The organism is Brevibacterium sp. H602, from assembly GCF_051172395.1.
In the GTDB taxonomy this organism is placed as follows: Bacteria; Actinomycetota; Actinomycetes; order Actinomycetales; family Brevibacteriaceae; genus Brevibacterium.
Genome location: NZ_JBPIZD010000037.1, coordinates 1 through 18465 on the forward strand (window position 1 = coordinate 1; position 18465 = coordinate 18465).

The window sequence follows — 18465 nt, forward strand, 5'->3', positions numbered from 1 at the left end:
AGGTTGCTGGGCCGCCGTCGGGTAGTAATCAGGGGGTGGGGATGGGGGCGTTGTGCTCTTTTGCGGCACGGTGGGCGCGGCGACGATGCAGGGATTTCATCCGGCGACCGCCGACGAGGCGGCAGACGACGTAGATGAGGAACGAGATCGTCGTGACGAACGGGCTGATCGGGACCACCGGCGAACCGAGCGCGATGAGGATGCCACCGACCGAGGCGGTCACGGCGAAGATCACGCTGAGCACCGGAACCCACACCGGAGAGGCCGAGAGCTGAGTCGCCGCGGCGGCCGGAGTGATGAGAAGAGCGAGGACGAGGAGGACACCGACGACCTGCACACTCAGCGCCACGGCGAGTCCGAGCGTGAGCATGAAGACGATGGTGAGCACACTGACCGGCACACCCTTGGCCCGAGCCACCTCGGGGTCGAGGCTGGAGAACATGAGCGGACGCCAGACGATCGCCAACACCACGAGAACGGCCAGCGCACAGATGATGAGGGTGAGGATCTGGCCGGGGGTGATCGCGACGATCTGGCCGGTGAGCAGCCCGAACTTGCTCGCCGCTCGCCCGTCGTACAGGGCGAGGAAGAGGATCGCCAGTCCCAGGCCGAAGGGCATGAGGACGCCGATGATCGCGTTCTTCTCCGAATCCTTGGCCCCGCCGATGCCGATGATGAGGGCAGCGACGACGGACCCGACGATCGACCCGGTCACGACGTCGAAACCGACGAGCAGAGCGAAGGCGGCACCGGCGAAGGAGAGTTCGGAGACCCCGTGAACGGCGAAAGGGATGTCCCGAGCCATGACGAAGACACTGATGAGGCCGCCGACGACACCGAGCAGCGCCGCGGCGATGAGCGAATTCGCCAGCAGCGCGACGAGTTCGCCGTAATCCTCGAAGGTGAAGAGGTTCGCAAAGACCTCTGTCATACTCATCGGTTCACCACCGTCCCGTCGAGGTCGAAGGAGTCATCGGGCAGGGTGTGGTGATCGACGCACTCCTCCTCACCGCCGACGACGACGAGGCGGCCGCCGACGCGGACCACTTCGACCGGGGCGCCGTAGAGGCGGGACAGCGATTCGGTGGTCATCACCTCGGCGGGGGTGCCGATGAGGAAATGCCCGCCGACGATGTAGAGGATCCGGTCGACATACGGCAGGATCGGGTTGATCTCGTGGGTGACGAAGACGACCGCGGCATCGCGTTCGACCCGCTGTTCGTGCAGCAGCGCGGCCACCACCTGCTGGTGGTGCAGGTCGAGGGACAGCAGCGGTTCGTCGCAGAGCAGAACCGTGGGATCGTTGGCCAGGGATTGAGCCACACGCAGTCGCTGCAGCTCACCGCCGGAGACCGTGCCGGCGGGGGCATCGGCATAGTCGGTGGCGCCGACGGAGGCCAAGAGGTCTTCGACCTTCTTCTTCCGTCCCCGGGACAGCAGGCCCATCCCCCACCGGTGACCGTCGATGCCCATGCGCACCAGATCGCGGCCGCGCATCGGGGTGTGCGGATCGATTCCGCGCTGCTGCGGAATGTAGCCGATGGCGGGGTTGCCCTTGTGCACTTCCCGACCTCCGACTTCGGCGGTGCCGGACGACAGCGCGTTCTGTCCCAGCAGCACCTTGAGCAGGGAGGTCTTGCCGGTGCCGTTGGGGCCGAGGACCGCGAGGAACTCCCCGGGCGCGACGTCGAGGTCGAGATCGTGCCAGAGCACACGCGGACCGAACCGCAGTTCGGCGTCGCGCAGTCGAATCACCGGCTCCCGTGGTGTTGCCGGTGCGGAAGCGTCGGATTCCTTGGCCATGTTCAGTGCTTGTGCCCTTCGAGTGCTGTTGAGATTTCGGTGATGTAGCCGCCCATCCAGTCGGCATAGTGCGTTCCCGAAGGCATGGTCTCGGCGAGGTCGACGACCGGGACGTCGGAATCCTCAGCTGTGGACTTCAAGGCCTCTGCCTGCGGACCTGCCGCTTGAGTATTGTATCCAAGCAGCACGGCATCTCCATCGGAGATCTGCTTCTCCGCGGCCTTGAGCACCAGCGGCGGCACATCATTGCCCTCTTCGACGGCGGCGAGGAACTCCATCGATGTGACGTTCTCCAACCCCATATCGTCGAACAGCCACAGCGGGATCGGTTCGGTCGCGGCGACCTTCTCGCCGCCGTGTTCCTTCTTCACCGCATCGATATCGTCCTGCAGCGCGGTCAGCTCCGCTTTGTATTCCTTCGCGTTCTCCTCGAACTCGCCCTGATGTTCGGGCAGGGCCTCGCCGAGGTGAGTCGCCGCTTCGTCGACGAGCTTCGTCATCGTCGGGACCGAGTACCACAGGTGTTCGTTGAATGATCCGTGATCATGGCCTTCGTGCCCCTCTTCATCGTGACCTTCATCCGCGTGCTCATGATCATGGCCCTCCTCACCCTCGTGAGTGTGCCCGCCGCCGTGCGCTTCCTCTTCGTCATGGCCCTCGCCGTGATCGTGGTCGTGCGGCTCGTTGCCGAGGCCCTCCGAGCCGGGCAGGCCGGAGATCGAGACCGTGTCGATGATGTCGACGTCGGTACCGGAGGCATCGAGCATTCCGGTCATGAATGCGTCGTAGCCGCCGCCGTTCTGTACCACGAGGTCGGCCTTCGACAGTTTCAGGCGGTCCTGCGTGGTCGCCTCGTAAGAGTGCGGATCCTGGTTCGGATCATCGATGATCGGGCTCACCTCGGCGAAGTCGCCGGCCACCTGGGAGACGATATCGGCGTAGACGTTGGTCGAGGTCACCACGCGCAGAGCCCCGGTGTCGGCTTCAGAGGCCTGTCCCCCACAGCCGCTGAGGACCAACGTCGCCGAGGAGGCGATGGCAGCGGAGGTGAGAAGAATGCGCGAGGAGGTCATGAGGAGCCTTTCTAAGGCGTCGAGGATGAAGCAGCATCGTCGACGATACTCAGATCGAGGGCCCGCCACTAATATAAATATTTATATATAGCAACGCTTTTATATGTTGCGGCCACTTTCGACACTTTGCACCCATACCGTCGCCCGAGGTCCGCTCGTTCAAGGCGGAGCGCACTTTTCGCTCCGTGTACCGCGTGCAATCTGCGGTTGCGCTTGAACGAGTTCGACCGGCGTGCGGGAACTCTGGATAAACGAGCGTGGCCTTGAACGAGACTGCCGCTGACGGGCAGTCGAGTGCGACTGCGAGAAACAACAACGAACCGCCCGAAAGCGTGTGCATCCGGGCGGTTCGTCACCTGACTGTCGTTGCCTTGCTGGCTCAGGCGGCCTTCGCCTCGAGCTTCTTGGCCAGCAGGGCGGCGATCTGCACGGTGTTCAGTGCCGCACCCTTGCGCAGGTTGTCGTTGGAGACGAAGAGGACGAGCCCCTTGCCTGCCGGTGCCGACTGGTCGGCGCGGATGCGGCCGACGTAGCTGTCGTTTCGACCCGCGGCCTTGAGCGGGGTCGGGACCTCGTCGAGGGCAACTCCGGGAGCCTGCGACAGGATCTCGGTGGCCTGCTCGGGGCTGATATCGGAGTCGAATTCGGCGTGGATGCTCAGGCTGTGTCCGGTGAAGACGGGCACGCGCACGCAGGTACCGGCGACCAGGAGGTCGGGCAGTCCGAGGATCTTCCGGCTCTCGTTGCGCAGCTTCTTCTCTTCATCGGTTTCGTTCTGCCCGTCGTCGACGACCGATCCGGCCATCGGCAGAACGTTGAACGCGATCGGTTCGACGTAGTTGTCAGGCTCCGGCAGGCTCACCGCGTTTCCGTCGGTGGTGAGCTTGCGGGCGTCGGGCAGACCGGCTTCGAGCTGACCGGCGAGTTCCTCGACTCCGGACAGACCCGAACCGGACACGGCCTGATAGGTGGCCACGATGAGACGGCTGAGCCCGGCCTTGTCATGGAGAGCCTTGAGCACGGGCATGGCGGCCATGGTCGTGCAGTTCGGGTTCGCAATGATGCCCTTGGGCGGTTCATTGAGGGCATCGGGGTTGACCTCGCTGACGACGAGCGGAACCTCCGGATCCGAACGCCAGGCCGAGGAGTTGTCGACGACGATGACACCGGCCGCGGCGAAACGCTCGGCCTGCGCCTTGGACGTCGCCCCGCCGGCGGAGAACAGAGCGATGTCGAGTCCGCTCGGGTCCGCCTCGGCGGCGTCTTCGACGGTGATGGGCTGGCCCTTGAAGTCGATCGTCTTCCCTGCCGATCGGGCCGAGGCGAAGAGCCTCAGAGTTCCGATCTCGAACCCGGGATCATCGGCCAGGAGGTCGAGCATGACTCCGCCGACCTGGCCGGTCGCACCGACTACTCCGATATTGACGCTCATCGTCCGGTACCTCCGTACACCACTGCTTCGTTGTCTTCACTGTCGAGTCCGTACGCGGCATGAGCGGCACGGACCGCGTCGTCGAGCAGGTCTGCTCGGGTGACGACGCTGATGCGGATCTCCGAGGTGGAGATCATATCGATGTTGACCTGGGCTTCGCTGAGCGCCTCGAAGAGAGTCGCGGTCACGCCCGGGTGGGAGCGCATTCCGGCGCCGACGACGGAGAGCTTGCCGATCTGGTCGTCGTAGCGGACCTGGTCGAAGCCGATCTCTGCCTTCACACCGTCGAGGGCCTCAAGCGCCTTGGCTCCGTCGTCCATGGGCAGGGTGAAGGAGATGTCCGTCTTCCCCGGCTCGCGGGTGGAGATGTTCTGGACGATCATGTCGATGTTGGCTTCCTGCTTGGCCAGAGTCTTGAAGATCTCGGCGGCCTTGCCGGGGACATCGGGAACACCGACGATCGTGACCTTGGCTTCCGAGCGGTCGTGGGCGACGCCGGAGATGATTGCCTGTTCCATGGTGGACTCCGTTTCTGGTTCCGCTGCCGGGGTCGATGATCCCCGGCCCTGGCGGAAGGCTTCGGGGATGGGTGAATCGGTCACCCAGGTTCCTTGGTTGCGAGAGAATGAGGACCGCACGTGCACCGGCACGTTGTAACGGCGGGCGTATTCGACGCAGCGGAGCATGAGGACCTTGGCGCCCGAGGCGGCCATCTCCATCATCTCCTCGTAGCCGATCTCATCGATCTTGCGCGCCGTGGGCACGATCCGCGGGTCGGCGGTGAAGACGCCGTCGACGTCGGTGTAGATCTCGCACACATCGGCATCGAGCGACGCGGCCAGTGCCACAGCGGTGGTGTCGGAGCCGCCGCGACCGAGCGTGGTGATGTTCTTCGCAGTCTGGCTGACGCCCTGGAATCCTGCGACGATGGCGACGTATCCCTCGTCGAGGGAGGACCGGATGCGGCCGGGAGTGACGTCGATGATTCGGGCCTTGCCGAACTGCTCATCGGTGATGACTCCGGCCTGGGAACCGGTGAAGGACTGGGCTTCGAAGCCGAGGTTGGCGATCGCCATGGCCAGAACCGCCATCGAGATGCGCTCACCGGCGGTCAGCAGCATATCGAGTTCGCGGGCGGGGGGCATGGGGGAAACCTGTTGGGCCAAGTCGATGAGATCATCGGTACTGTCACCCATGGCCGACACCACGACAACTACTTCGTGACCGGCTTGACGGTACTCGACAATTCGTTTGGCCACCCGCTTGACCGATTCCGCATCGGCTACCGAGGACCCACCGAACTTCTGGACGACTATGCTCACTGCAGTATCTTCCTTATCGCTGATAAGTTCCGTGCCAGGCGATCGATTCCATGGTTCCAAACATGGAGGTCTCGTGCTGCATCGATCAGGATTTCAGCCGTGTCGGGCTCCCGGCACCTGAACCATTGTATGAGGTAGGTCATTCCGCTTCACCTTCGCCCGTCATTCAGACACCGTCTGACCGGGCTGAATGTCTGCACGTGCAGACCCGAGCGTTGACTGTGCACATAGGCGAGACGGCGGTTGGTCACCGGGCGTTCAGCCCCCGCTCAGAAATCGTTATAAACGGGACGTCTGAGCTCGACGAATAGGACCTCGGAGCCCGGGAAATCACCTGAGCAGATGCGGAAGATCCGTGAAGTCGAGAGTCTTCCCGCCGAGGCGGTCAGTCGATTTCGCGGCGACCGGAGAAGGCCCGGCCGAGGGTGACTTCGTCGGCGTATTCGAGATCGCCGCCGACGGGCAGCCCCGAGGCCAGACGGGTGACGGTCACACCGAGCGATCCGAGCAGGCGGACGAGGTACGTGGCGGTGGCTTCGCCTTCGAGGTTCGGGTCCGTGGCGATGACGGTCTCCTTGACCTCACCGTCCTGCAGGCGGGTCATGAGCTCTTTGATCCGCAGATTGTCGGGTCCGACCCCGGCCATCGGGTCGATGGCTCCGCCGAGGACGTGGTAGAGGCCCCGGTATTCTCGGGTCCGCTCGATCGCGACGACGTCCTTGGGCTCTTCGACCACACAGATCATCGACCGATCGCGGCGCGGGTCCTGACAGACCGTGCATTCGGCTTCTTCGGAGACGTTTCCGCAGATCTCGCAGAATCGCACTCGCTTCTTCACGTCGGTGAGCGCCTGTGCCAGTGCGTTGACGTCCTGCGAGTCCGTCTGCAGGATGTGGAACGCCAGACGCTGGGCCGATTTGGGCCCGATGCCCGGAAGCTTGCCGAACTCTTCGACCAAGTCCTGAAGGGCACCTTCGTATACAGCGCTCATACTTCTCTTTCGTCAATGATTTCGCCGCCGAGGACCCGTGCGATCACGTCGACGCCCATCTGCGGCGCTTCGGAGACGTCGAGGTCCGTTTCCGGATCATACTCGTCCTCGTCCGATCCCGACCGCTGCGGGTAGGGGTTCGATCCCGGCGCCGAGGCGGCCCCCGGTGCGTTCCCGCCCGCCGGGTTGGTCTGCGGAGCTGATCCGTATCCGGATCCGGCAGGCGGAGTGGTGGTGGCACCGTGCTTCTCGGCAAGCGCGGCGAAGCGCGATTTGAACGGTTTCGCCTCTCCCCCATGGGCCGGCGGCGACTGCACGGCACGTGCCGACTGGTCGAAGGCACCTCCCCTGAAGTCGCTCGAAGTGTCGGCGAGATCGGGATAGTCGAGATCGTCATCGGGCGGCGGTACGACGACAGCTCCGACGTCGACAGCTCCGCTGCCGGCGCTCGTCTCGTCGATGTCGGCCGAGGCTGTGCCTGTCGATGCCGCATCGACGGGTGCGGGGTCGATCGGTGAGGGACCGTCGTTCCAATTCGGTTCCTCCCAGCGAGGTTCGACATACTCCATCGGCGAATCGTCGACGAAGCCGGTCGAACCCGCAGACGCTGATTCCTGCGAATGGGATTGCGCCGACCGGCCGAAGTCGTCGGCCGGTGCGTTGCCGGAGTCGGTCGAATCAGTTCCCGCGTCTGTCGGCGTACCGAAGAAGTCATCGTCGGACAGGTCGGGCACAACGACGTCCGGGACGGCTGGTTCGGAAGAATCGTGGTCAGGAACGCTCGGCTCAGGAGCGTTCCAGTCTGATCCTTCGGAGACGGACGAGTCCGAAGCGGGAATCTGAGAGCCCGAGGATTCCGGATCAGAATCGGCCGATCCCTCTTCGGTGGTTTCGGCCGGTTCAACGGGGTTGTCCTGAGGTGTGGGTTCAGTCGGTGGGCCCGGCTGTTCCCCCTCCTCGTCGTCGGAGGACCAGGGACCCTGAGTCGGACCGCTGGGTTCCCAGAACTTCTCGTGGTCGACCTGTGGTTTGTCGACTTCACGAGTACCGACGACTGCGGCGACTTCCTGCGGACTCGGGCGGCGCTGGCTCGGCGCCGGTCCGTGATTGCCGCCGGGGTCGTTCATGGGCGGCGCCGAGGAACCTTTGCCCTGATTGCCGGCGCCGGCAGTTCCTCCGCCGATCCGACCGACATCGCCGACGTCGATACGAGCCTGGATGCCCAGGACGTCATTGATCGCCGCTGCGAGTTTGGCCGCATGGTCACGCTGCTGGAATCCCTGCACGGATCCGGCGTTGTTGAAGCCGAGGTAGACGACTCCGTCGGAGAACGACTGCGGGATCGCATTGGCCGCGATGATCGCTCGTGTCAGACGGCTGCGCTTCTCCACCGAGGCGAGGATGCTCGGCCAAGCGCGGCGGATCGCTTCGATCTCACCGCCGATGTCGCCGGATCCCGCCACCGAGGTCGCTTCCGGCGCCGCTGCCTGCTCGGACTGTTGTGAGCCATCGGCGGGTCCGGCTGGTGTCGCAGCCGCAGGCGCAGGAGCGGACTGACGCTGAGGCTGGTTCGACGACGCGGAGTCCGGTGCGAAACTGGGCACGGAGGCACCGGCAGAGTCCCGGCTGTGCTGGTTCTCCTGCACAGATTGCGATTCATTCTGCGGCGCACCCGACGCTTCGGCCGAAGGCTCGGGCAGCGAATCGGGCGACGACTGCTGTTCCTGCGCCGGCCGGCCGTCAGCTGCGCTCCGGGGATCCTCAGCAGACTGCTGCTGCGGACCAGCGTTCGCGGTCTGAGATTGAGGTCCGGACGGCGGTGCCTGCTCTGGCTCGGCCTGGCCATCATGCTGAGCCGACTGCCCCTGCTCAGGCTGCTGCCCCGGCTGCGCCACCGGTTCGTTGAGCATCGATTCGGCAGCCGCAGCCATGGCCGCGATGTCGTCGAAGTCGTCGTGAGCGGCACTCTGGGTCTGTCCGGCAGACGCGTTCGCAGCCGGTGCTCCGGCTCCGCGGCCCGGCGCACCGGGCGACGCCTCACCTGCCGAGGGTCGACCGGCAGACTGTCCCTGATCGGCAGGAACACCCTGCACAGGGGCCTGCGCCGCACCCGGGTCCGGGACGGCCTGCGCCGGCGGCACGTTCGCTGCCACGCCGGTGGCCGACATGCCGATGCGACGCTCCATCCGCTCCATGCGGCTGAGCACAGCATCCCGGCTGCGGCCGGAACCGGGCAGCAGAATGCGGGCACAGATGAGTTCGAGCTGCAGCCTCGGCGAGGTGGCACCCGACATCTCCGTCAGGCCCACATTCAGCAGGTCCGCGGCACGGGAGAGCTCACCCTGCCCGAAGCCGTTGGCCTGCAGGGTCAGCCTCTCCAGGCGGTCCGGCGGCACTTCGGGCAGGAAGGCATGGGCCGCCTCGGGGGCGGCGTTGATGACGATGAGATCCCGGAAGCGCTCGAGCAGATCTTCGACGAAGCGCCTCGGGTCCTGACCGGATTCGATGACCCGCTCCACCGCGCGGTACACCCCGGCACCGTCGCCGGCGGAGAATGCATCGACGATGTCGGACAGTAGCGAATCAGGAGTGTATCCGAGCAGAGCGACGGCTCGACCGTAGTCGACCCCATCGGGCCCGGCCCCGGCGATGAGCTGGTCGAGGACCGACAGCGTGTCACGCACCGATCCCCCACCGGCGCGGACGACCAGCGGCAGCACGCCCTTGGCCACCTGCACACCCTCGCGAGCGCACAGCTCCTCGAGGTAGTTGCCCAGGGCCTCCGGCGGCACCAGCCGGAACGGATAGTGGTGGGTCCGCGAGCGGATCGTGCCGATGACCTTCTCGGGTTCGGTCGTGGCGAAGATGAACTTGATATGCGGGGGCGGCTCTTCGACGATCTTGAGCAGAGCGTTGAAGCCCTGCGAGGTGACCATGTGCGCCTCGTCGAGGATGAACACCTTGTACCGATCGCGCGCAGGCGCATAGACGGCACGTTCACGCAGGTCACGGGCGTCATCGACGCCGTTGTGGCTGGCCGCGTCGATCTCGACGACGTCGAGCGAACCGGGTCCGCCGTTGGCCAGGTCCCGACAGCTCGGGCATTCCCCGCACGGCACCGGGGTCGGTCCCTGCTCGCAGTTGAGGCACCGGGCCAGGATCCGCGCCGAGGTGGTCTTGCCGCACCCGCGCGGGCCGGAGAACAGATAGGCATGGTTGATGCGGCCACGTTCGATGGCGGCCTTCAGCGGATCGGTCACATGCTCTTGACCGATGACCTCGTCGAAGGTCTCTGGGCGGTATCTTCTGTACAGTGCGGTGGACACGTCCCCTAGCCTAATGCCAACGGCTGACACGAGACACGGCCCCGGACTCCCCGCCGTTGTCGCCGACTTCCCGATCAGGCACGATAGAGATCATGAGCTCAGCCACCCCCTCCCCCGACGAGTACGACCCCGCAAAGACCTTCCGCATCGGCCACAAGGAACGCGACGAGGCGATCGAGATCCTGCGGGAAGCCGCCGGAGACGGTCGGATCACGGTCGACGAGCTCGACGAACGGATGGAGAAGGTTCAATCCGCGAAGTTCCCCATCGACCTCGACGAGGTGCTCGCCGACCTCACCACCGAGCGGCCCTCCGATCGCTTCCGCCCCGCCTCGGCGATCGCTCCTGCCCCTGCTCGCGCGATGACGGTCACGGGCCATGACCGCTTCGATCCGCTCGTCATCAAGGCCGGTTGGGAGTCCGAGGTCCGCCGTGCCAGGTGGGCGGTCCCGCCGTATATCCGCTGCGAACCCTCGATGTCGAACATCGAGCTGAACTTCCTCGAGGTCGAGACCGATCTCGAGGTCATCGAGGTCGAGATCGTCGCCGGAATGGGCGCCGTCACCGTCGTCGTCCCTGCTGACTGGGCCGTCAACGTCGACCAGCTCTCGAAGACCTGGGGCAGCGTGAAATCCGTCGTCGATGCGGTGCCGACCGGGCGCCGACCCCTCGTGCGCGTGGGCGGATCGATCGGCATGGGGTCGTTCAAGGCTCGCTTCGCGAACTACTTCGACCGTCGGCGAATGGCGAGATGATGCAGCCCGGACTCGGCGCTGTCATCTTCCTCACCCTGTGCATCATCGTCGTCTTCAGCGTCGGCGCCTTCCTCGTGTACCGGGTGATGAACACTCCCGGTGCGCATATCGGCTCCCGCCTGCCCAAACGCGATCCCCACGCCGAGGCGGCCCCCACCGACCCACCCGACCCCGGATCCGCTGCGGACCAGTCCGGCTCCGAGGGGATCAACAGCACCGACGACCCCGACCGTCCCGAGGGCCCCGAACCCCGGCGTCCTTGAAAACCGGCACCTGCCGTGATCGACTTTCACCATGTCTGAGATTCAGATCACGCGCATCACCGCCGACGATGAGTCTGCGCTGCTGACGTGGAACGACGTCATGCGCACCACTTACACCGAGGGCCGCACCGCCGCCTGGTGGCGCAGCGCCGAGACGACGCTGACCCAATTCGCCCACCCGCGCCCGGGAGGGCAGGACATCGCCCTGGTGGGCCGCCTCGGCGAGCAGATCATCGGCGGCGTCGAGATCAGCTTCTCCCCCGAAACACCGACCGATATCGAACTCGGTGTCCTCTCGGCTCACCGTCGGCAGGGTTTCGGCACTGCCCTCGCCGAGGCGGCCGCACAGTTCCTCGATGACGGTGGCGAATCCTCGGCGATCGTGCAGACCGAAACCTACTGCCCTGCCGGGGTCGCCTTCGCGCAGGCGCACGGGATGAGCATCGGCAACGAGGAGCACCGGCTGCTGCTCGACCTGCCCGCCTACCTCGACGCCGATGCGAATCGGTACAAGGATTCGGGTGCATCGACGGTCGTGCCCGTGATCAGGGAGGACCCGGACTTCTCGGTCACCTCATGGATCGGAGCCTGCCCCGAGGAGGTGTTGGAGTCCTGGACCCAGCTGCGGGAGCAGATGGATGAGGACGTGCCCGTCGGCAAGCTCACCCGCACCGCCACCCATGCCAGCACTGCGGCGATCCGCAGCCATGAGGAGCGGATGGAAGAGCAGGGCTGGACCTTGGTCAGCTCGATGGCGCACGTGGGCGAACTCGCCGTCGGCTATACGGAGATCATGGTCTCCTCGCACGATCCGCAGATCGTCATCCAGGAGGACACGCTCGTCGACCGAGCCTATCGAGGCCGCGGAATCGGTCGGGCCCTCAAGGTCGCGAACCTGCGTCAGCTGCCCGCGGTCGCCGCGACCGCCTCGGCGAAATGGGTGCAGACGTACACGGCGACGGGCAACGAACCGATGCTCGCACTCAACCGCGACCTCGGGTTCTTCATCGCCGATACGATGACCGCTCTGGAGAAGAAGTCCGATCACAGCCGCGCGTGACATTCCGGTCGACTAGAGTGGGCGGTGACCCGTCCGGCCATCGAATCGAAGCAGACCGCCGTGCCCACAGAACTCCTCATCGCCGTCCTCGTCTTCATCATCGTCGTCCTCGTGACCGTGCTCGTCATCCGCTCCCGCGCGAACAAAGCCCGCAAGCAGGAGCAGACACAGCAGCCGACCACCCCGCGCGACCCCTTCGCCGCCGACCAGAACACCGGCGGTGATCCCGAGACCATCAAAGCCGGCGATCTCCTCGAATTCGGCAACGAGAAGTTCTTCGTCCGCGGCACCCTGCGCATCTCCGAGGGCGGCTACGACTGGGCCGAGCACTTCTTCCAGGCCGACGCCTCGGCGACCCGCATGTGGCTGAGCGTCGAACGCGACCCCGACGTGCAGGTCGCCCGCTGGCGCGACCGCCCCGACCTCGACATCGAACCGAAGGCCCGGACCATCACCATCGACGGCACCGACTACGAACTCGTCGAGCACGGCACCGCCTCCTACCGGTCCGAAGGCACCACGGGGCTGAACGAGAAGGGCGGGGTCGACTATGTCGACTACGAATCCGGTGACGGCCGCCTGCTCGCCTTCGAACGCTTCGACCACGGACGTTGGGAAGTGAGCACGGGAGAGACCATCCCGACCGGTTCCTTCACCATCTACTCCGGCAGCTGATGCTCACCCTCCCCCGCCCACTCGACGTCCCCTTCACCGACACCAGTGCCGAGGCGCTGCGGCTGAGCCTCGACCACGGACGGATCGCTCCGCTGGCCTCCCGCAACGTTCATGTGCCCACCGTAGTCGCACCCACTGACGCAGTGATCGCTGATACAGAGTCCACCCTCGCCGAGGCGACGCCCGCGTTGGCCCTGACTCTGACCGTCATCGGTTCCTCCCACCAGGCGATCCTGAGCGCCGGGCGCACCGATGCGTTCATCGAGACCTTCGCCTGCCTCGGCGAGGATGGGGACGATTCGTCTCCGAAACGACCGCGGTGGGACTGCGAAGACATCCGCCACGGTCGGTGGGCCGGATTCACCGAACACCGATTCACCGCGACTCGCACCCACGTGACCGGGGACTTCCCGAGGGCCGCCGCCGAGGTGCTCGCCGCCGGTGCCGACCGTGCCCTCACCGCAGACGACCACCTCTCGGTCGCGTTCCCCGGACAGCCCGGCGCACTGACGGCACTGTCGCTGACCGCAGCAGGTCCCGACCGGATCGCCTGGCAGTCGTGGCACTGCTACCCGCAGCATGGAGAGATCGTGCACAGCAGCTCCGAATTGAGGAGGTCGACATGAGCCAGGGACCGAACGTCTCGATGGGCGGCGGCTCTTTCAACTTCGACCGCGAAAACTCCGGTCCATCCGGCCCCCAACGTCCCAGCGGACCGCAGCGGCCCGGCGACGGATCGGGGCGGAAGCCGCGCCGCATCGGCTGCGGACCGATCATCTTCTTCGTCGTCATCCTCATCGTCATCGGCAACATGTTCCAAGGCTGCGGCTCGTCCGGGTCGTCGAACTGCGGTGACTACGACCTCAGCAACGGCCAATACGTCTCGAATCCCGGTGAGGGCGATTACGAGAAGAACGGCAGCAGCTACGACTACGTCGGCTGCGACTCGTCCCGCTCCAGAGGCGGCGGATTCTTCTTCCTCCCGTTCTTCACCGGCGGCGGATCGAACTACGGCGACGGCTCCGGCTTCCGCGGCGGCGGACCGGGCACCGGAAAATAGGCACGATCAGGCACAGCGAAAGGCAGACATGCTCCTGAATTACCTCATCTACGAGACCGGAGTCGTCCTCTCCTATGCGGGCTGCGGACTCCTCCTCATGGTCATCGGCTACTTCGTCGTCGACCTGCTCACCCCGGGCAAGCTCCACGTCATCCTGTGGGAGCAGAAGTCGCGCAATGCCGCGGTCCTCGTCGCCTCCGACCTGGCCGGAGTCGCGATCATCGTCATCGCAGCCATCCGCGCGAGCTCCGATGACCTGGCCGCAGGCATCCTGTCCACCCTCGTCTTCGGCATCCTCGGCATCATCCTCATGGGAGTGAGCTTCGTGCTCATCGGCCTGCTCACCCCGGGCAAGACCGGCGACATCATCAACTCCCCACAGATGCACCCCGAGGTCTGGGTCAACGCCACCGCCCACCTGGGCATCGCGGGCATCATGGCCGCAGCCCTCCTTTGAGCGCCGCTGACGAATCCGGTCGGCACTCGGCCGGGACCGCACCGACCGACACCACCACCGAGGCGGCCCGACCGATCACTTTGCCGATGCGTCCGGGGCCAGCCCGATTCTTCGTCCTGCTCGCCGTTTTCATCTGCGCGAGCTGCGGAATGGTCTACGAGCTCGCGCTCGTGGCCTTGGGGTCCTATCTGCTCGGCGACACCATCGTCCAGGCCTCCATCGTCCTGGCGGTCATGGTCTTCGCCATGGGTGTGGGGTCGCTGGCGACCAAACGGCTGACCGGGTTCGCCGCGGTCTCCTTCGCCCTCATCGAGGCGGCCCTGGGCATCATCGGCGGACTCTCCGTCATCCTCCTCTACCTCGCCTTCGCCTTCGCCGACGTCTACACGGTGGCCATGGTGGCCCTCGCGTTCGTCATCGGCGCGCTCATCGGCGCGGAGATCCCGTTGCTCATGGAGCTCGTCCAGCGTATTCGGGCGCAGAAGGCCTCGAGCGCGGTGGCCGACCTCTTCGCCGCCGACTATGTGGGCGGACTCATCGGCGGGCTCGCCTTCCCGTTCCTCCTGCTGCCGCTGCTCGGATTGCCGCGCGGTGCGCTGGCAGTGGGGATGACGAATGCGCTGGTGGGCATCCTCATCGTCCTCTGGCTCTTCCGCTCTGAACTCAGCCGCGCCGCCCAACTCATGTTGGCAACGCTGCTTGTGCTCATCCTCGGCGGGCTCACTGTGGTGTGGGTGTACACCGACGATATCGAGGTCACCACCCGGCAGCGTCTCTACCGGGATCCGATCGTGTATTCGCAGCGGTCGGACTACCAGGAGATCGTGCTCACCGAGGCGAAGCGGACCGGTGATACGCGGCTGTTCCTCAACGGGGATCTGCAGTTCGCCTCGGCCGATGAGTACCGCTATCACGAAAGCCTCGTCCATCCGCTGCTGGACGGTCCGCGCCGCAACGTCCTCGTTCTCGGCGGCGGTGATGGCCTGGCCGTGCGTGAGATCCTCAAGTATCCCGACGTCGAGTCCGTCACGCTCGTCGACCTCGACCCCGCGGTCCTCGAACTGGCCAAGAACTCGGAGCACTTCACCGCGTTCAACGACGACTCCCTCGACGATCCGCGGGTGAGAACGATCGCCGCCGATGCCTTCACATGGCTGCGGGAGGCGAAGCATTCGGCCTATGACGCGGTCATCGCCGATCTTCCCGACCCCGATGATGTCGCGACGTCGAAGCTCTACAGCATCGAGTTCTACGGACTCATCCGCCAGGTGATGTCGCCGGAGGCGCGCCTCGTCGTCCAGGCCGGCTCCCCCTATTTCGCCCCTGAAGCCTATTGGGGCATCGGTGAGGCCGTCGCCGAGGCGGGTCTGTCGACGACTGCCTATCACGTCGATGTCCCCAGCTTCGGTGATTGGGGATACTTCCTCGCCGATCTCGACGGAGAGGGCCCCGAGGTGACCGTGCCCGATGATGCTCCGGACGGGTTGAAATTCGCCACCGCGGAGGTGCTCGCCGCCTCGACGACGTTCCCACCGGACCGTGATCGCGCGTCTGTGGGCAAGGTCGAGGCCTCGACGCTGCTGCACCCGCGGGTCCTCGACCAGGAACGCGGAGCCTGGGTCGGATACTGAATTCGTCTGACACGGGCTTCCGACAACGGCAGAGGGCCGACCCAACCGGGTCGGCCCTCTGCCGTTTCTCTGTCGGTGCTGCCTTCTTCTCGCGGTCAGCCGGCCATGAGGCTGGCCAGGCCGCCGACGATGCCGAAGGAGATTCCGAGTGCCCATCCGAGGACTAGGAGTCCGAGGAAGACGAGGCCTAAGATGAAGCCCCATTTGCCCATCTCGTTGTCTCCGTACCCGGCTTCCTGTGAGCGCTTGCGCGCCATGTGACCGGTGATGATGCCGATGACGGGTCCGATGAAGTTGAATCCGAGGAAGGTCGACAGGGTCGCCACGAGCGAGACGATGCCGAGCACCTTGCCCGGATCCTCCTCGGCGCGCTGGCCATAGCGGTTCTGGCTCTGGTAGCTCTGCGGTGCTTCGCACTGCCCGGTGGACGGGTGGGGGTACTGTCCCGCGGAGGGGCGGTCGAACTGATCGGGAGTCGGGGTGGGTGCTGCATTCATGGTGCTGGTCTCCTTGGTATCGGCTGTTGACACCAGCCTAGGAAGGCTTCACCGGGCGCCGACAGGGACCAATCCCCCGACCTGGATGGGGTTTTCCCGACATTCAGCGCACGTCGACGAGCGCGTGGTCCTCTCGTCCCATGAGGTAGAGAAGCAGTTCAAGCGGTGCCCCGGTGATCGTCGCGGCCTCACCGCCGCCCTTCTTCCCCGCTGTGCGGGCACCGAAGCCCGGAGCTTCGATCGTCACGGGACCCTTCGCCTTCGCCGCGTAGGGCAGAAGCGCCACCTTCGTCTGTGCCCAGACGGTCGCGGTCTCTGCTTTCGACAGCCGACGCGGAATCCATTCGATCGCGGCGCGGCGGATGTCTTCGTGGTGGACGAGGAACTCGGTCGTGTTCATCACCGTCTCCACACCCGGCAGGGCGCCCGGGGTCCACTTCGGCGGTGCGGCGACGAGTCCGAGCAGCCGACTGAACGGCATCTCGGCGTACTCGTCTTCCTTCGCCTGCAGGCGGTCGGAGAACTTCGGCATGAAGATGCCCGCGGCAGCGCGGGGATGACGTTCGCGGATGACGAGGTGGGTGGCAAGGTCCCTGACCGTCCACCCCTCGCAGAGGGTGGGGGCGTCGTCCCCGGCGCGGCGGGCTGTGTCGACAAGGCGCAGTCGTTCGGCGCGAGCCAGATTGTCTTTCATACCCGCCAGTCTTCCATCTCCGGCTTGGACTCGCCTGGACGCTTCGTCATCTCACCGCCCGGTCGCTTCGCCGGCCTGTCACTTCACCGGCGGGCCCAGGTCGTGACGAAGTCGGCGACGCGGGAGATCGACCGGAAGTCGGCGAATTCGTCTCCGCGAGTTGGCCCGTCGGTGACGATGACGACGGGTTTGCCTTCCTTCGCGGCGGCCCGAACGAACCGCAGTCCCGACAACACTGCCAGCGAGGACCCGAGCACCACGAGTCCGGCAGCCTCGTCGGCGATCCGATTGGCTGCCTGGACCCTGGCGGCCGGGACGGAATCGCCGAAGTAGACGACATCGGGTTTGAGCAGTCCACCGCATTCGGGGCAGTCGAGGACTGCGAATCCGGCGGTGTCCTCGAGTTCGACGTCGCCGTCGGGTGCGGTTTCGACGTCGATGGGGTCGATGCCGACCGCCTCGGCGAAGTCCGGGTTGAGTTCGCTCAGTCTCCGCTGTACCCAGTCGCGGTCGAACAGGTGTCCGTTGCTCAGGCAGATCACTCGGTCGAGGCTGCCGTGGAGGTCGATGACGGGACTCGGCGCCAGCGCTCCGGCCTCTGTCGCACGGTCGGCGGCGACCGCCTCGGCGGCGGCCTGATGGAGTCCATCGACGTTCTGGGTGATGATCCCGCCCACGGACAGCTCGGCCAGGGCGAGGTGGGCTTGGTTCGGTTGGGTGCTGCGCATCCGCGGCCAGCCCATCCACGATCGTGCCCAGTACCTGGCGCGCTGATCGGGGTGGGATAGGAAAGTCTGGATCGTCATCGGATTCCGCGGCGGGGAATCCGGTCCGCGGTAGTCGGGCACGCCTGAGTCCGTGCTCATTCCCGCCCCGGTGAGCACCGCCCAATCCGCATCGGAATAGGTCTTCGTGAGGACGTCGATGATCGCGGCATCGGGGTGGCTGGCTTCCGGACGCACACGTCCGCGCAGGGGGTCGAAGATGACTGCCATGGCTCCACTGTAGACATGGGTGCTGACGGAGGTCACCGGGCGGGGCTAGGGTGGGGCCATGGTCAACGTTCTGCTCGTTCATCATTCCCCGTCCTCTGCGACGGCGCAGATCGCCGAGGCGGCCGAGTCCGGACTCCGCATGCCCGAGCTCGGCGACATCGACGTCACAATCCGCCCGGCGCTGGAGGCCAGCGTCGAGGATGTGCTCGCCGCCGATGCCTATGTGCTCGGGACGACCGCGAACTTCGGCTATATCTCCGGTGCCCTCAAGCACTTCTTCGACACCACGTATGACGCGGTTCGCGAGCCGACCGCCGGCAGGCCGTTCTCCTATTGGATCCACGGCGGCTATGACACGACCGGGGCCGAGACAGCGATGAAGCAGATCACGACGGGCCTGGGCTGGAAGCTCGCCTTCGACCCCCTCATCT

General features: G+C 65.7%; 19 protein-coding genes. 9 read left to right on the forward strand and 10 right to left on the reverse strand.

Features of this window, described 5'->3' with window-relative positions:
• Positions 1–28 precede the first annotated feature (28 nt).
• From ACSBQT_RS17255 to ACSBQT_RS17285, 7 genes are all read right to left on the reverse strand, one after another.
• Positions 29–937: a metal ABC transporter permease gene (locus ACSBQT_RS17255; RefSeq protein ID WP_410710781.1), complete on the reverse strand. Its 909-nt coding sequence runs from the start codon at positions 935–937 to the stop codon at positions 29–31.
• The gene (locus tag ACSBQT_RS17260) at positions 934–1803 is read right to left on the reverse strand and encodes a metal ABC transporter ATP-binding protein (RefSeq protein WP_410710782.1); all 870 of its coding nucleotides are present in this window, start codon (positions 1801–1803) and stop codon (positions 934–936) included. The genes ACSBQT_RS17255 and ACSBQT_RS17260 overlap by 4 nt, the downstream gene beginning before the upstream one ends.
• A 2-nt stretch (positions 1804–1805) precedes the next feature.
• Entirely contained in the window at positions 1806–2876 is a 1071-nt protein-coding gene (locus ACSBQT_RS17265) for a metal ABC transporter solute-binding protein, Zn/Mn family (RefSeq protein ID WP_410710783.1), read from the reverse strand.
• Positions 2877–3255: 379 nt separating this feature from the next.
• Positions 3256–4308 (reverse strand): aspartate-semialdehyde dehydrogenase, encoded by a 1053-nt coding sequence (locus tag ACSBQT_RS17270; RefSeq protein ID WP_410710784.1) that lies wholly within the window; start codon positions 4306–4308, stop codon positions 3256–3258.
• Positions 4305–5630: an aspartate kinase gene (locus tag ACSBQT_RS17275; RefSeq protein WP_139468722.1), complete on the reverse strand. Its 1326-nt coding sequence runs from the start codon at positions 5628–5630 to the stop codon at positions 4305–4307. Before ACSBQT_RS17275 ends, ACSBQT_RS17270 begins: the two co-directional genes overlap by 4 nt.
• Before the next feature lie 385 nt (positions 5631–6015).
• Positions 6016–6621 carry a recombination mediator RecR gene (recR, locus tag ACSBQT_RS17280; RefSeq protein ID WP_025780860.1) on the reverse strand — a complete coding sequence of 202 codons (606 nt, stop codon included), beginning with the start codon at positions 6619–6621 and terminating at the stop codon, positions 6016–6018.
• The gene (locus tag ACSBQT_RS17285; RefSeq protein ID WP_410710785.1) at positions 6618–9947 is read right to left on the reverse strand and encodes a DNA polymerase III subunit gamma and tau; all 3330 of its coding nucleotides are present in this window, start codon (positions 9945–9947) and stop codon (positions 6618–6620) included. Before ACSBQT_RS17285 ends, recR begins: the two co-directional genes overlap by 4 nt.
• Before the next feature lie 92 nt (positions 9948–10039).
• Here ACSBQT_RS17285 and ACSBQT_RS17290 point away from each other — a divergent pair, with 92 nt between their 5' ends.
• The 8 genes from ACSBQT_RS17290 to ACSBQT_RS17325 are packed head-to-tail and all read left to right on the forward strand — an operon-like array spanning position 10040 to position 15848.
• Positions 10040–10702: a DUF1707 SHOCT-like domain-containing protein gene (locus ACSBQT_RS17290; protein ID WP_410710786.1), complete on the forward strand. Its 663-nt coding sequence runs from the start codon at positions 10040–10042 to the stop codon at positions 10700–10702.
• Positions 10699–10965: a hypothetical protein gene (locus tag ACSBQT_RS17295; protein ID WP_410710787.1), complete on the forward strand. Its 267-nt coding sequence runs from the start codon at positions 10699–10701 to the stop codon at positions 10963–10965. The genes ACSBQT_RS17290 and ACSBQT_RS17295 overlap by 4 nt, the downstream gene beginning before the upstream one ends.
• A 31-nt stretch (positions 10966–10996) precedes the next feature.
• Positions 10997–12025, forward strand: a complete 1029-nt coding sequence (locus ACSBQT_RS17300; protein ID WP_410710788.1) for a GNAT family N-acetyltransferase — start codon at positions 10997–10999, stop codon at positions 12023–12025.
• A gap of 24 nt (positions 12026–12049) precedes the next feature.
• Positions 12050–12700, forward strand: coding sequence for a DUF4178 domain-containing protein (locus ACSBQT_RS17305; protein WP_410710789.1), 651 nt, complete (start codon positions 12050–12052; stop codon positions 12698–12700).
• Complete coding sequence (locus ACSBQT_RS17310) at positions 12700–13326, forward strand: DUF2617 family protein (RefSeq protein ID WP_410710790.1); 627 nt, start codon at positions 12700–12702, stop codon at positions 13324–13326. Before ACSBQT_RS17305 ends, ACSBQT_RS17310 begins: the two co-directional genes overlap by 1 nt.
• Positions 13323–13760, forward strand: a complete 438-nt coding sequence (locus ACSBQT_RS17315) for a hypothetical protein (protein ID WP_410710791.1) — start codon at positions 13323–13325, stop codon at positions 13758–13760. The genes ACSBQT_RS17310 and ACSBQT_RS17315 overlap by 4 nt, the downstream gene beginning before the upstream one ends.
• Positions 13761–13788: 28 nt before the next feature.
• Positions 13789–14217, forward strand: a complete 429-nt coding sequence (locus ACSBQT_RS17320; RefSeq protein WP_052240077.1) for a DUF350 domain-containing protein — start codon at positions 13789–13791, stop codon at positions 14215–14217.
• Entirely contained in the window at positions 14214–15848 is a 1635-nt protein-coding gene (locus tag ACSBQT_RS17325; protein WP_410710792.1) for a polyamine aminopropyltransferase, read from the forward strand. The genes ACSBQT_RS17320 and ACSBQT_RS17325 overlap by 4 nt, the downstream gene beginning before the upstream one ends.
• 95 nt (positions 15849–15943) lie before the next feature.
• Here the strand turns inward: ACSBQT_RS17325 and ACSBQT_RS17330 are convergent, their stop codons facing one another.
• The 3 genes from ACSBQT_RS17330 to ACSBQT_RS17340 form a co-directional block, all read right to left on the reverse strand.
• Complete coding sequence (locus ACSBQT_RS17330; RefSeq protein WP_410710793.1) at positions 15944–16345, reverse strand: DUF4190 domain-containing protein; 402 nt, start codon at positions 16343–16345, stop codon at positions 15944–15946.
• Positions 16346–16448: 103 nt separating this feature from the next.
• Positions 16449–17039, reverse strand: coding sequence for a TIGR03085 family metal-binding protein (locus ACSBQT_RS17335; RefSeq protein WP_410710794.1), 591 nt, complete (start codon positions 17037–17039; stop codon positions 16449–16451).
• Between the two features lie 83 nt (positions 17040–17122).
• Entirely contained in the window at positions 17123–18034 is a 912-nt protein-coding gene (locus ACSBQT_RS17340; RefSeq protein ID WP_052240076.1) for a Sir2 family NAD-dependent protein deacetylase, read from the reverse strand.
• A gap of 58 nt (positions 18035–18092) precedes the next feature.
• On the opposite strand from ACSBQT_RS17340, the gene ACSBQT_RS17345 reads away from it, so the two are divergent.
• Positions 18093–18465: flavodoxin family protein (locus ACSBQT_RS17345; RefSeq protein WP_435002170.1), on the forward strand; the 373-nt coding region annotated here is incomplete at its 3' end.

Coding starts and splice junctions, on each gene's coding strand:
- ACSBQT_RS17255 (WP_410710781.1), bottom strand. CDS start 937: ATGAGTATGACAGAGGTCTTTGCGAACCTCTTCACCTTCGAGGATTAC.
- ACSBQT_RS17260 (WP_410710782.1), bottom strand. CDS start 1,803: ATGGCCAAGGAATCCGACGCTTCCGCACCGGCAACACCACGGGAGCCG.
- ACSBQT_RS17265 (WP_410710783.1), bottom strand. CDS start 2,876: ATGACCTCCTCGCGCATTCTTCTCACCTCCGCTGCCATCGCCTCCTCG.
- ACSBQT_RS17270 (WP_410710784.1), bottom strand. CDS start 4,308: ATGAGCGTCAATATCGGAGTAGTCGGTGCGACCGGCCAGGTCGGCGGA.
- recR (WP_025780860.1), bottom strand. CDS start 6,621: ATGAGCGCTGTATACGAAGGTGCCCTTCAGGACTTGGTCGAAGAGTTC.
- ACSBQT_RS17290 (WP_410710786.1), top strand. CDS start 10,040: ATGAGCTCAGCCACCCCCTCCCCCGACGAGTACGACCCCGCAAAGACC.
- ACSBQT_RS17295 (WP_410710787.1), top strand. CDS start 10,699: ATGATGCAGCCCGGACTCGGCGCTGTCATCTTCCTCACCCTGTGCATC.
- ACSBQT_RS17300 (WP_410710788.1), top strand. CDS start 10,997: ATGTCTGAGATTCAGATCACGCGCATCACCGCCGACGATGAGTCTGCG.
- ACSBQT_RS17310 (WP_410710790.1), top strand. CDS start 12,700: ATGCTCACCCTCCCCCGCCCACTCGACGTCCCCTTCACCGACACCAGT.
- ACSBQT_RS17315 (WP_410710791.1), top strand. CDS start 13,323: ATGAGCCAGGGACCGAACGTCTCGATGGGCGGCGGCTCTTTCAACTTC.
- ACSBQT_RS17320 (WP_052240077.1), top strand. CDS start 13,789: ATGCTCCTGAATTACCTCATCTACGAGACCGGAGTCGTCCTCTCCTAT.
- ACSBQT_RS17330 (WP_410710793.1), bottom strand. CDS start 16,345: ATGAATGCAGCACCCACCCCGACTCCCGATCAGTTCGACCGCCCCTCC.
- ACSBQT_RS17335 (WP_410710794.1), bottom strand. CDS start 17,039: ATGAAAGACAATCTGGCTCGCGCCGAACGACTGCGCCTTGTCGACACA.
- ACSBQT_RS17340 (WP_052240076.1), bottom strand. CDS start 18,034: ATGGCAGTCATCTTCGACCCCCTGCGCGGACGTGTGCGTCCGGAAGCC.